Below are 13,343 nucleotides of genomic sequence, written 5' to 3' on the forward strand. Positions count from 1 at the left end.
CCACCCTGCCCACCCTGCCCTTCCTTCCCTTCCTGTCGGGCCGTACCGCTGCGGCCGAGACCGAACCGCTCGTGCTCGACCACGACAGCGTCGAGGAGATCGGCCGCGAACTCGACGCCCTGCGTGAGCAGACCCTCGCCTCCCTCGGCGACGAGGACCGCGAGTATCTCTACCGGATCATCAAGGCGCAACGTGGATTCGAGATCGCCGGTCGCGGCCTGTTGTTCGTCGGATTCCTCCCTCCCGCTTGGGTCGCCGGCGTGGCGGCGCTGAGCGTGTCGAAGATCCTCGACAACATGGAGATCGGGCACAACGTGATGCACGGCCAGTACGACTGGATGCGCGAACCGTCGCTGAATTCGCGTGTATTCGAATGGGACACGGTGTGCCCGTCGGACCAGTGGCGGCACTCGCACAACTACCTGCACCACACCTACACCAACATCCTCGGTCAGGATCGCGACATCGGATACGGGATCCTGCGCATGGACCCCGCGCAGAAGTGGCATCTCTACTATCTCGGCAACCCGGTCTACGCGACCGTGCTCATGTTCATGTTCGAGTGGGGCGTGATGATGCACGATGCCGAGGTCGATCGGATCGTCGCCGGCACGCGGTCGTGGCGCCATGTGATCCCGATCGCGAAGGGATGGTGGCGCAAGGCCCGTCGCCAGGTGATCAAGGACTACGTCGCCTTCCCGCTGCTGAGCGGCCCGATGTTCGTGCCGACGCTGCTCGGCAACGTCACCGCCAACGTGGTGCGCAACGTGTGGGCGTACTCGATCATCTTCTGCGGCCATTTCCCGTCCGGTGTGCAGTCCTTCACCGAGGAGGAGACCGCCGACGAGACCCGTGGTGAGTGGTACGTCCGGCAGATGCTGGGCAGCGCGAACATCACCGGCTCCCCGCTGTTCCACATCATGTCCGGAAACCTGTCGCACCAGATCGAGCACCACCTGTTCCCCGACCTGCCGGCGCACCGTTATCCGGAGCTCGCCCCGAAGGTGCGGGAGCTGTGCGAGAAGCACGGACTTCCGTACAACACCGGTGGCTTCACCGCCCAGGTGACATCGGTGTGGAAGAAGATCTTCAAGTTCGCCCTCCCACCCGGTTGGCTCGCGCCCGAACCCGAGTCGCAGGTGATCATCCAACGTCACCACTCCACCGATCGCCGGCTCGACGATGCGGGTACCCTCGCGGACGACACGATCGAGGGGGTCGAACATGGTGGGAAGATTCGAGCGTAACAAGGACACGGTCCAGGAGGTCACCGAGTCGGCCGCCACCCACGTCGGCGCGATCGCCGGGATCATCACCGGAGCGGTCCGGGACGTCACCCGCGAGATCGGTGAGTGGATCACCGACGCGATCGAGATGCGGGAGGCCGCCCGCGCGGCGCGGGACGACGACGAACGCGAGGAAGGGCCGGCGACGCCGGATCGGCATCGCTCGGCCCCTCCCGAGGAGTAGCGAGACGCGGTCTCTACCGTGCGGGCACGCCCGTCGTGACACGGGTGACGAACCCGGCCACCTCGTCGCGCATCTCGCCGCTGCGCGGCACCGCGCCCGACATCCAGAAGGCGCCGTGTACGAGTCCGTCGAAACGGCGGATCGTCACGTCCACACCGGCCTCCCGTAGACGTTGTCCGTAGAGCTCACCTTCGTCGCGGAGCACTTCGTTCTCGGTGGTGAGCACCAGGGTCGGTGGCAGGCCGTCGAAACGCTCGGCACGAGCCGGAAGTGCGTACGGCTTCTCTGCGTCCTCGGCCGACGCGAAGTACTGCTCGAGGAACCAGTCCATGTCGGCGGCGGTGATGATGTATCCCTCGGCGAACTCGCGGCGCGAGGGCACGTCCGCAGCCCGGTCCACAGCCGGATAGATCAGGACCTGCCCCCGCAACGCGGGCGCTCCCTCGTCGCGGGCCCGCAAGGTGACACCGGCCGCGAGATTGCCACCGGCACTGTCGCCCATGACCACCACGTCGTCCGGGTCACCGCCGTACTCGGCGATGTGGGCGGTGACCCACTGCAACGCAGCCCAGGCATCGTCGGTCGCCGCGGGGAACCGATGTTCCGGCGCGAGGCGGTATCCCGCGGTCACGACGGTGGCCCCGGTGGCGCGGGAGATCGCCCGCGCCGGTTCGTCCACCACGGTGAGGTCGCCGGCGACGAACCCGCCGCCGTGGAAGTAGAGCACCACCGGCCGGGGACCGGAGTCGGCCCCGGGGGTGTAGATCTGTAGGGGGAGAGGGATGCCGTCGCTCTCGTAGTGGGTCTCGTCCACGCGGTCGACGTCCTGCGGTGGGAGTTGGAGGTCGGTGAAGGTCGCGATCGTGGCGCGAACCTGCTCGACCGTCATCTGCGAGAACGACGTGAATCCCTGCTGCTCGAGTCCTGTGATGAGGCCGGCGGCGTGCTCGTCGAGTGCCATGGGTATCTTCCTTCCGAGATGGGGAGAAGCGCGCGCTACGAGGCGGCCGGGACGGTGGCTCGTGCCGGGGCCAGGTCGAAGCCGACGTAGCCGCCCTCGACGATGTCCGCACAGGTCTGCCGATAGGTCGGGGCACCGCCCAGATAGACCATGCAGGCACGCGGTTTACCGGGGATGTTCGCGCCCATGTACCACGAGTCGGTCTGCGGCAGCAGCGTCTGTTCGGCGATCTCGGTGGTGGTGCGCACCCAGTCGGCTTCGGCTTCGGCGGTGGGTTCGATGACGTCGAGATCGTGTGCGCGCAGATACGCGATCGCGTCGGTCGCGAAGTCGACATGATCTTCGATGGCCAGCGGCATGTTGTAGAGCACCGAGGGCGACTGGGGCCCGGTGATCGTGAAGAGGTTGGGGAACTCGTCGATCATGATGCCGAGACAGGTGCGTGGCCCGTGCGCCCACTTGTCGGCCAGGCGCAGTCCGCCGCGTCCACGGATGTCCATGGCCATGAGCGGGCCGGTCATCGCGTCGAAGCCGGTCGCGAGCACGATGGTGTCCACCTCGTAGGTACGGTCGCCGACGCGCACGCCGGTTTCGGTGATCTCGCTGATCGGGGTGCTCTTCACATCGACGAGCTGCACGTTGTCACGGTTGTAGGCCTCGTAGTAGTTCGTCTCGAGCGGGGGACGTTTCGTGGCGTAGGCGTATCCCCTGGGTGCGAGCTTGTCGGCCATGTCAGGGTCCTGCACCCGCTCCCGGATCCGTTCGCGGATGTACTCGGCGGCGGTATCGTTGGCCTTCCTGTCGACGAGGATGTCCTGGAAGCTGTCGATGAACAGGCGGAACCCGCCCGCATTCCAGCGTTCATCGAACACCCGCCGACGCTCCTCGGCGTCGACGGCCAGCGCCGACGGCCGGACCTGGTCGAACGGAACACCCAGGAAGTGGTTGCGCGCGGCCTCTCTCAGTTCGGGGTAGACCTTCTTGGCCTCGTCGAGCACCTGCGGGTCGAGCGGGCCGTTCCCGAGCGGGGTGGCGAACTGCGGTGTGCGCTGGAAGACCACCAGTTCCGCGGCCTGTTGCGCGATCACAGGGATCGCCTGGATTCCACTGGCACCGGTGCCGATGACCGCGACGCGCCTGCCGGTGAAGTCGACGGGTTCGTGCGGCCAGTTGCCGGTGAGCAGGACTTCGCCGCGGAAGTTCTCGATCCCCCCGAACTCGGGCTTCTTGGGGACCGAGAGGTTACCGGCACCGGAGATGAACCACCGGGCCGTCACGGTTTCGCCGGTGTCGGTGCGGACCGACCACCACGAGTTCTCGTCGTCCCAGTGCACGCCGATCACCCGCGTGCCGAATGTGATTCCCCTCCGCAGGTCGAAGCGGTCGGCCACGTGGTTCAGGTAGCGGAGGATCTCCGGCTGCCCGGCGAACTTCTCGCTCCACTGCCACTCCTGCTGCAGGTCGTCGTCGAACGAGTAGGAGTAGTGGATCGACTCGATGTCGCAGCGGGCGCCGGGATAACGGTTCCAGTACCAGGTTCCACCCACATCGTCGCCGGCTTCGAAGACGCGCACCGACATGTTCATGGTGTCGCGGAGCTTGTGCAGCGCGTACAACCCGGCGAATCCGGCTCCTACGACGACGACGTCGGTGTCGGGGGTGTTGGACGAAGTGGTCATCTGTCCTGGCTCCTCGGTATCGGGGATGTCGCTCCGGCGGGTGAACCGAAGGTCTGCATCGACGATGACGCGGATCACACGCGAGGACGCGGGGTGAATTACCCTATTCATTACCTGTGTTGGCCGTCACACCACCGCCCGGGTATGTTGGGCCCACTATCACTGAGAAGCGTGACGATGGAATCTGCCCTGTCGAAATCTGCCCTCCCGGAATCTGCCCTCCCGGAATCTGCGCTGCCCCGCATATCGGGACCCACCCGTTCGGTGACGACCTTCGTCGGTCGCCGTCGCGAGATCGACGAGGCGCGGTCGTGCCTCCAGCGGACCCGTGTGCTGACGATCCTCGGCCCGGGGGGTGTGGGAAAGACACGGTTGGCCGAGGAGTTGGCGATGCGGACATCGCGAGCTTTCCGCGACTCGTTCCGCTGGCTCGACCTGGCGGTCGTGCGCGACCCGGAATCCGTTCCCTCGACCGCGGCGGCCGCACTGGGGGTGACCGACCAGTCCACCAGGCCCGTGATGGACAAGATCGTCGACCATCTCCGCGACAAGCACATGCTGATCGTGGTCGACAACTGTGAGCACGTGATCGGGACCGTGGCCGACTTCGTTGCTGCCGTCCTCGGTGATGCGCCGGAGGTGCGGATCCTCGCCACCAGTCGTGAGCCTCTGAGTGTGCCGGGGGAGGCGGAGTACGTGCTTCCGCCTCTGACCACGCCGAGCCGGTCGACGGGAAACAGGGCGGCGGATCTCGAACGATTCGAAGCGGTCGGTCTGCTCGTGGACCGGGCCCGGCAGGTGGTCCCGGGTTTCGAGGTGACCGACGACCACGCCGATGCCGTTGCGCAACTGTGCATTGCACTCGACGGCGTTCCGCTCGCTCTCGAACTCGCCGCGACCCGCCTGCGTTCGTTGTCTCCGGCGCAACTCGTCGAACGACTCGACCGGCGTTTCGCGTTGCTCACCGGAGGCAGTCGTGTGGCGGTGCCGCGCCAGCAGACGTTGCGTGCCCTGATCGACTGGAGCTACGAACTGTGCTCCGATGCCGAGCGGACGTTGTGGGCGCGGTTGTCGGTGTTCACCGGCAGCTTCGACCTCGAGGGCGCGGAGACCGTCTGCGCCGACGAGGATCTGCCGAGCGAGCAGGTCATCGACCTGCTCGACAGGTTGATCGCGAAGTCGCTCGTGGGTGTCGACCGTTCGTCGTCGGTGTTGAGGTACTCGCAATTGGTGACCGTGCGCGAGTACGGTCACGAACTGCTCGACGTCCGCGAGGAGCGGGAGCGGTTGTACCGGCGGCATTGCGAGCACTATCTCGATCGTGCCCGTCGCTGTGCCGAGAGTTGGTACGGGCCGAGACAATCCGCCCTGTTGTCGTCGATGCGCGCCGACCACACGGATTTCATGGCAGCGCTCGACCGGTCGATCCGGGACGACGACGAACTCGCCGCAGGGGCGGCGCTCGCCGTCGCGCTGCGGTACCACTGGATCGCGGGCGGGTACCTGTCCACCGGGCGGGCCCGGCTCGAGCGGATCCTGCAACGACTTCCGCGTTCGAGCAGCGAGCGCGGCAACGTGCTGTGGGTGACCGCGTGGACGGCGCTCATCCAGGGTGATCGCGACGGGGCGGCGGTCCACCTCGCCGAGTGTCGTTCGATCGCGGACGAATCCGGCGACGTCCGGTTGCGGGCACATTGCGATCACTGGAGTGCTCTGCACGCCCTGTTCTGCGGCGCGACGGCCGAGGCGATCGACCTCTACCTCCGTGCGGCCCGGGTGCATCGTGCGCACGGCGATCACGCCGCCCACCTGACCTGCCTGTTCCAGCTGGCGATGGCGCAGACCTACGAAGGACGACTCGACGACGCCCTGGCGACGTGCGCTCATGTCGTCGACATGGCGGACCAGCACGGCGAGCGGTGGAACAAGGCCTATGCGCTGTGGGTCTCCGGGCTCGCCCACTTCCATCTCGGGCGCCTGGGCTCTGCGGTCGAAGCGGCGAACGAGGCCCTGATCATCCAGCGCGATTTCGAGGACAAGATCTGCACGGCGTTGTCGATCGAACTGCTGGCGTGGTCGGCGGGCGCCGAAGGCGACCCGGAGAAATCGGCGGGACTGCTCGGGGCCGCACGGACGGTATGGCAGCGTCTCGGTACGACGATCGCCGCGTTCGGACCGCACATCGAGCAGGATTCGCTCGCCGCGGAACGACGCCTCCGGGACGCCGTGGACGAAGCGACACTCTCCGGGCTGCTCGGTTCGCAGGTCGGCGCGACCATCGGCGATCTCGTGTGCAGCGCACTGGAACCGGGTGGGACTCCCGAATCCCGGACACCGCGTGCTCGAGCTGCCGCGGTCTCACAGAAATCACCGTTGACGAAGCGGGAACAGGAGATCGCGGCACTCGTCGCCGGAGGGTTGAGCAACCGTGCGATCGCCGACCGCCTCGTCATCTCCCGCCGGACCGTCGACGGTCACGTCGAGCGGATCCTCGACAAACTCGGCGTGCACTCCCGCACGCAGGTCGTGTCGTGGTTGCACGCCCACGAAGAGCGCGGAGCGTGAGCCGGCGGGGCGGTAGCCGGGTTCAGGAGTGTGTCGGGACGGACTCTCGGCGTGCCGCAGGCACCTTGGTGATCAACGTGAGTACCACCGACACCAGAGCGATGATGCCGATCGTGGTGTAGGCAAGGGTATAGGCCTTGTCCTCGCCGATCAGCGTGGACGCAATGATCGGGCCGATGATGCCGCCGATGCTCCAACCGATGAGCATGAGTCCGTAGATGGCACCGGCATTGCGGACCCCGAAGAAATCGCCGGCAGTGGCGGGCATGGTGCCGAAAGCGCCGCCGTAGCAGAGGTAGATGATCGCGGCCAGGATCGAGAACAGCACGACACCGCCGGCATGCGGCAACACGATCAGGCACACGCCCTGCAGGACGAGCAGTGCGGTGAACGTCCTCATCCGCCCGATGCGGTCGGAGATCGCTGCCCACACGATCCGGCCGGCACCGTTGAAGATCGCGAGCGCGCCCACGAGTGCCGCCGCGCCGCTCGCGCTGAAGCCGGCGATGTCGGAAGCACTCGGCTTGGCCTGGGAGATCAGTGAGATGCCTGCGGTGACACACAGGGTGAGGATGGCGGTCAGGAGATACCACTGGGGCGTGCGCAGTGCCTCTCCCTGGGTGTACTCCTTGCCGCCCGTCGCTCCGGCACCGGTCTTCGAAGCAGGTTCGTAACCGGGCACGGTGTACCCCTCGGGCGGATTGCGGAAGAGCGCTGCGCCGGCGAGGGACATCACGAGGTAGGCGATGCCCAGCGGCAGGAAGGCGCTCGTGGGATCGTCGGGGTTCCGGTCGATGAGCCACTGCGCGACCGGCGAGGTGAGCACCGCACCGAACCCGAAGCCTCCCACCGCGAGCCCGGTGATGAGACCGGTCTTGTCGGGAAACCACTTCTGCAGCATGGCGATCGGGACGATGTACGCGAAGCCCAGACCGAAGCCGCTGATGACGCCGTATCCGAGGATGAGCAGCCAGTAATCGTCGGCACCGTTGGTGAACGACGCGAGGAGAATGCCGAGGGCGTAGATGACCCCGCCGATGAGCGCGACGACGCGCGGTCCCTTCAGATCCTGCAGGCGGCCACCGAGATAGGTGCCGACGAAGATCATGCCGATGGTGACGGTGAACGGCAGTGACGCCTTGACCGTGCTGAGCTGCCAGGAGTCGGCGCTCTCGAGGGCCCCACCGAAGACCGACCATGCGTAGACCGCGCCGATCGAGAACTGCAGCAACAGACCTCCGGCGACGAGCAACCACCGGAAGCTGCCCGGAGGCTGTGCCGTCGCGGTGTCGCCCTGTGGTTCGCGCGTGGGCTTGGCGGAGTCCATGCGTGCTCCTTCGTTCTGCCCGCGAGCCGGATCTCAGCTGCGGTAGCGAACGGGTTCCCCGCGATCGACTCGTTCACGCTGGGGAACGACGGTGTATTTGGGATCCTTCGCCGATGCGATGCCGGCCTCGTAGACGCCGAGTCGCGTGCACAGCGAACCGACCATGAGTGCGGCACCGGACACCGCCGACACCGCCCGATGGCGACGGCCGACGAGCGCCCCGAGCGCACCGGCCACCGTCAATGCCTTGCTGGCCTTCATGAATCGCCCGGCCCGCCCTTGGTGGAGCGTCTCGGCCGACAGGCCCATGGACTCCTCCATCCGCTGCTCGAGCACGAGTTCGGCGAGCGCACCGCCGACGGCGAAGGTACGCGCCGGTCCGGCCTCGGCAAGCGGTGCGCCCAGCAGCCCGAGACCACCCGAGGCGGCCGCCGCGGACCCGCAGAACACGAAGGGAATCTCCTTGTAGGCGGAGTGCCAGGCCGGAGTTGCGGTGTCGGACAGCAGAACACCGGTGTAGGCGGCGACCGGCGGCGCCGTCAGCGCCCCTACGATCCCGGCCGGTCGGCCGAGCGCGAGCAGGAGTCGCACCGGCCCCCGCTTCCACCGGGAGGGCAGCATCTCGGCGATCTCCGCGACCGCCGCGACACCCGCGAACGGACCGTGCAGCGACAGGATCCACGTACCGACCGACATCGGGGAGGTCGGCTTGGCGACCCGCAGCATGTTGAGGAAGCGGCTCGGTTTGCCGAGATCGTGGACGAGGGCACCGACACTCACGAGCAGCGATGCGAGCGAACCGAATCGGGCCACCCGGCGCAGTGCGGCGCGGCCCGTCAGATCGGCGCCTGCGGCGAGCAGCGAGCTGCCCGCGGCCACGCCGCCTGTGAACAGGTAGACGGCGATGTCGTGTTCCCACGGGGCTGGCTTCACGATCGGGCGTCCGTAATAGGACTCGAAGTCGGCCTCCGGCACCATCACGCGGTCGCCGCCGCGACCGCCTCCGGACCGGCGGGAATCGCCCGGGCTGCCGCCGTGCTGCACCTGGGTCATCCGCGCCTCCTCAGGAACGACAGGGCGGCGCCCGCCAGCATCGCGACGGCCGCGACGGCAGCACGGTTCCACATCTCCGGCAGATCCTTGGTCGTCACCACCGGGTCCGGGGGCAGGCCGTAGACCTCCGGTTCGTCGAGGAGCAGGAAGAAGGCGCCGGTCCCGCCGACCCCGTCCTCGGGATCGTTGCCGTACAGCCGTGCCTCGCTCACACCGCGCTCGTGCAGGGCCGCCAGGCGCTCGTCGGCGCGGGCACGCAGTTCCTCGACGTCGCCGAACTGGATCGACTCCGTGGGGCACGCCTGCGCGCAGGACGGTGTCTGGCCGTCGGTGAGCCGGTCGTAGCAGAGCGTGCACTTCTGGGCGATACCGACCTTCGGGTCGCCCTCCGGGCCCTTGCGGCGGTCGATGACACCGTACGGGCACGCGGCCACGCAGTATCCGCAGCCGTTGCAGATGTCGTCCTGCACGACCACCGTGCCGAACTCGCTGCGGAACAGCGACCCGGTCGGGCACACGTCGAGGCAGGCCGCGTGGGTGCAGTGCTTGCACACGTCCGAGGACATCAACCACCGGAAGTCCGGCTTCTCCTCGTCCGGCCGCTCGCTCGGTGCCGCACCGACGGTCGGCATCCCCAGCGACACCGCCGGCTTCTTCTCGGCCGGGCGCTCGATGAAGGCGACGTGCCGCCACTGGTTCGCGTTGAGCGAATGACTGTTGTCGTACGAGGTGCCGAGCATCGCGAACGCGTTCTCGGGAACGTCGTTCCACTCCTTGCAGGCGACCTCACAGGCCTTGCACCCGATGCACACACTGGTGTCGGTGAAGAAGCCCTTGCGAGCCGGTGGATTCTCGTACCCGGCATCGGGTGCCGGGTCGATCGGTCCGAAGAAGCTGTTGGGGCCGGTCACTCGTCCTCCTCCGGAGTGCGTCCGTCATCCGAGATCGTGACGACGGGTGGGTACACACCGTCGGTTACCCCGGCCCGCCGCGCATATCCCTCGACGTACTCCCGCAGCGCCGGTCCGCTCGGCCGGCGTCCGGCCCGCACGTCGCACGTACCGACCTTGCTCTCCTGGATGAGCACGTTGGGGTCCAGCGTGATCCCGATCAGATCGTTGGTCGAGTCGCCGGTCACCATGCCGCCGCCACCCCAGTGGTAGGGCATCCAGATCTGGTGCACGGTGCGGCCTTCGACCTTCAGCGGACGCAACCGCTCGGTCACCAGTACCCGGCCCTCGACCGCCGAGCGGGCGGTGATCACGTGGCACCAGCCCATGTGCTCGAGTCCGCGCTCGGCCGCCAGGGCGGGGGAGACCTCCACGAACATCTCCGGTTGCAGTTCGGCGAGATGTTCGAGATAGCGGCTCATCCCGCCGGCGGTGTGGTGCTCGGTGAGACGACTCGTCGTGAACACGAAGGGGAAGACGTCGCTGTGTTCCTCCGGCGGTGAGGGGTTCATCGGATTGTCGTCGCGCCGGTACTCCATGCGTGTCGGGTTGGCCTGCTGCGCGTAGAGCGGATTGCGGAACGGCGACTCCACCGGTTCGTAGTGCGTCGGCATCGGACCGTCGACGAGTCCCTGGGGAGCGTAGAGGGCACCCTTGCCGTCGCCCTGCATGATGAACGGATCGATCCCTTCGATCGCCTCGACACCGTCGGCGCCGTCGGGGGAGCGGTAGCTCGGCGGCTTCGTCTTCTCGAAGTCCGGCACGTCCGCGCCGGTCCACTGCTGTGCGTCCTCGTCCCACCACACGTAGGCCTTGCGTTCGCTCCACGGCCTGCCCTCGGGGTCGGCGGATGCCCGGTTGTAGAGGATGCGGCGGTTCATCGGCCACGCCCAGCCCCACTCGGGAGCCACGAACGACTGCTCGTGACGGGACTTGCGACGGTTGGCCTGATTGACGCCGTCGGCATAGACCCCGGTGTAGATCCAGCAGCCACCGAGCGTGGAGCCGTCGTTCTTCATCTCGGTGAACGACGACAGCGGCCGCCGGGTCGCGACGTCGTAGCCGTTGATCTCCATGAGCACCGCTTCGGCACTCGGCTCGTCGTGCTCCCCGTGTACGGGATAGTCCCATGCCAGGTCGAGCAGCGGACGGTCGCGCTCGTCGGTGGACGCGGCCAGACGCTCCCGCATCATGCGGCCGAGGTGGTAGAAGAACCACAGTTCCGAGCGGCAGTCCTCGGGCGGCTCGACGGCCTTCTCCCGCCACTGCAGCATCCGCTGGGTCTGGGTGAAGGTTCCTTCCTTCTCGGCGTAGGAAGCCGCCGGGAACAGGAACACCTCGGTGGCGCACTCCTCGGTCACGATCTCGCCGGTCTCGACCTCCGGGGAGTCCTTCCAGAAGCTCGCGCTCTCGATCTCGAACAGATCGCGCACCACGAGCCAGTCGAGGTTCGCCATCCCGAGCCGCTGGGCGCGCCCGTGAGCGGAGCCGACGGCCGGGTTCTGACCGAGAAGGAAGTAGCCCTTGACCTTTCCGTCGATCATGTCGAGCACCGAGCGGTAGGTGCCGTGGTCGCCGGTGATCTTCGGCATGTGGTCGAAGCAGTAGTCGTTGTCGGCGGTCGCCGCGTCGCCCCAGTACGCCTTGAGCAGGTTCACGGCGTAGGCGTCGGCCTTCGACCAGAAGCCCTTGCTGCCCGGGTTGCGGACGCTGTCGACCCAATCGGTGAACGAGTGGTGCTTGTTCGCATCGGGCATCGGCAGGTAGCCGGGCAACAGGTTGAACAGCGTCGGGATGTCGGTCGATCCCTGGATGCTGGCGTGACCGCGCAGCGCCATGATGCCTCCGCCGGGGCGGCCCATGTTGCCGAGCAACAACTGCAGGATCGCACCGGTGCGGATGTACTGCACACCGACACTGTGCTGGGTCCAGCCCACGCTGTAGACGAGCGCCGTCGTCCGCTCCCGACCGGAGTTCTCGGTCCACGCGCGGCAGACGTCGAGGAAGTCCTCCTGCGAGACGCCGCACACCTGCTCGACCACCTCGGGGGTGTAGCGGGCGAAGTGCCGCTTGAGCACCTGGTAGACGCACCGCGGGTGCTGCAGGGTCTCGTCGCGCCTCGGGTGGCTCGCCGTCTGCATGCCGTGCGACTCGTTCTGCAGGCCCGCGGCCGTGTCCCGATGCTCGGCGTGTTCCTCGGCGTTGTCGGCCTGCGACGTGTGCAGGTCGCCGGATTCGTCCTCCACGTCGTACTGCCAGCTCGTCGGATCGTAGGTCCGCTTCTCGGGGTCGAAGCCCGAGAAGAGCCCGTCGAGGTCGTCGGTGTCCTCGAACTTGTCGCTGACGAGCACCGCGGCGTTCGTGTAATCGACGACGTACTCGCGGAAGTCCAGCTCGTTGCTCAGGACGTAGTTCACGATGCCGCCGAGGAAGGCGATGTCGCTGCCGACCCGGATCGGGACGTGCTTGTCCGCCACCGCGCTCGTACGGGTGAAGCGCGGGTCGATGTGGATGACGCGGGCACCGCGTTTCTGGGCCTCCACGACCCACTGGAAGCCCACCGGGTGGGCTTCGGCCATGTTGGAACCCTGGATGATGATGCAGTCAGCGTTGGCCAGGTCGGCTGTATAGCCGGTGGCGCCGCCGCGCCCGAAGCTGGTCCCCAGACCGGGGACGGTGGCGGAGTGTCATATACGGGCCTGGTTCTCGATCTGGACCGCCCCCATCGCTGTGAACAGCTTCTTGATGAGGTAGTTCTCCTCGTTGTCCAGCGTCGCACCGCCGAGACTGGCGATGCCCATCGTGCGCCGGACACGGCGGCCCTTGTCGTCGAACTCCTGCCACGTCTCGCGACGGGTCTTCAGCACGCGATCGACGACCATCTCCATGGCCGTGTCGAGGTCGAGATCTTCCCATTCGGTGCCGTAGGGCCGGCGATAGCGGATCTTGGTCTCGCGCAGCTCGCTGGTGACGAGATTCTTGCTCGCCGAACCCTTGGGACACAGCCGTCCGCGGTTCACGGGGCTGTCGGAGTCACCTTCGATCTGGACGATCCGTTCGTCCTTGACGAAGATCTTCTGTCCGCATCCGACAGCGCAGTAGGGACACACGCTGCGCGCGACACGATCGGCGGTGGAGGTGCGCGGTTCGATCTCGTCGGTACGACGGGAACGCGCGGCTCTGCCGCGCCCGAGCAGGTCTTTACCGAGGAACTGGCGCAGGACGGGCCAAGGGAGGGACGTGTCCTTCTCCGCCATCGGTGCTCCTTTCCTGCGCTGTCGTTTCCGAAGCTACCGTCTACCCGCGCTTCGTGCCGGGTAATCCGGATCCCGTGCAGG

General features: G+C 67.2%; 9 protein-coding genes. 3 read left to right on the top strand and 6 right to left on the bottom strand.

Annotated elements, in window-relative coordinates:
* Nucleotides 1-32: 32 nt before the first annotated feature.
* Both EQ874_RS08525 and EQ874_RS08530 read left to right on the top strand, forming a co-directional pair.
* A complete protein-coding gene (locus EQ874_RS08525) occupies nt 33-1,247 on the top strand; it encodes an acyl-CoA desaturase (RefSeq protein ID WP_242496736.1) in 1,215 nt (404 codons plus the stop codon).
* Nucleotides 1,225-1,470 (top strand): hypothetical protein, encoded by a 246-nt coding sequence (locus EQ874_RS08530; RefSeq protein ID WP_026003588.1) that lies wholly within the window; start codon nt 1,225-1,227, stop codon nt 1,468-1,470. The genes EQ874_RS08525 and EQ874_RS08530 overlap by 23 nt, the downstream gene beginning before the upstream one ends.
* 13 nt (nt 1,471-1,483) lie before the next feature.
* Here the strand turns inward: EQ874_RS08530 and EQ874_RS08535 are convergent, their stop codons facing one another.
* Both EQ874_RS08535 and EQ874_RS08540 read right to left on the bottom strand, forming a co-directional pair.
* Complete coding sequence (locus tag EQ874_RS08535; protein ID WP_129976531.1) at nt 1,484-2,431, bottom strand: alpha/beta hydrolase; 948 nt, start codon at nt 2,429-2,431, stop codon at nt 1,484-1,486.
* 35 nt (nt 2,432-2,466) lie between these two features.
* Complete coding sequence (locus EQ874_RS08540; RefSeq protein ID WP_129976532.1) at nt 2,467-4,110, bottom strand: NAD(P)/FAD-dependent oxidoreductase; 1,644 nt, start codon at nt 4,108-4,110, stop codon at nt 2,467-2,469.
* A 264-nt stretch (nt 4,111-4,374) separates the two neighbouring features.
* On the opposite strand from EQ874_RS08540, the gene EQ874_RS08545 reads away from it, so the two are divergent.
* Nucleotides 4,375-6,675: a LuxR C-terminal-related transcriptional regulator gene (locus tag EQ874_RS08545; RefSeq protein ID WP_064063288.1), complete on the top strand. Its 2,301-nt coding sequence runs from the start codon at nt 4,375-4,377 to the stop codon at nt 6,673-6,675.
* Between the two features lie 22 nt (nt 6,676-6,697).
* Here EQ874_RS08545 and EQ874_RS08550 read toward each other — a convergent pair whose 3' ends face one another.
* From EQ874_RS08550 to fdh, 4 genes are read right to left on the bottom strand one after another with little or no spacing between them, the layout of a single operon-like run.
* A complete protein-coding gene (locus EQ874_RS08550) occupies nt 6,698-8,002 on the bottom strand; it encodes an OFA family MFS transporter (protein WP_064063289.1) in 1,305 nt (434 codons plus the stop codon).
* A 33-nt stretch (nt 8,003-8,035) separates the two neighbouring features.
* Nucleotides 8,036-9,055 (bottom strand): NrfD/PsrC family molybdoenzyme membrane anchor subunit, encoded by a 1,020-nt coding sequence (nrfD, locus tag EQ874_RS08555; RefSeq protein ID WP_129976533.1) that lies wholly within the window; start codon nt 9,053-9,055, stop codon nt 8,036-8,038.
* Nucleotides 9,052-9,966: a 4Fe-4S dicluster domain-containing protein gene (locus EQ874_RS08560; RefSeq protein WP_064063291.1), complete on the bottom strand. Its 915-nt coding sequence runs from the start codon at nt 9,964-9,966 to the stop codon at nt 9,052-9,054. Before EQ874_RS08560 ends, nrfD begins: the two co-directional genes overlap by 4 nt.
* Nucleotides 9,963-13,262, bottom strand: a complete 3,300-nt coding sequence (gene fdh, locus EQ874_RS08565; RefSeq protein ID WP_242496697.1) for a formate dehydrogenase — start codon at nt 13,260-13,262, stop codon at nt 9,963-9,965. The genes EQ874_RS08560 and fdh overlap by 4 nt, the downstream gene beginning before the upstream one ends.
* Nucleotides 13,263-13,343 lie beyond the last annotated feature (81 nt).

Origin of the sequence: Rhodococcus sp. Q1, from assembly GCF_004153645.1 — a bacterium.
Lineage (GTDB): Bacteria > Actinomycetota > Actinomycetes > Mycobacteriales > Mycobacteriaceae > Rhodococcus > Rhodococcus gordoniae.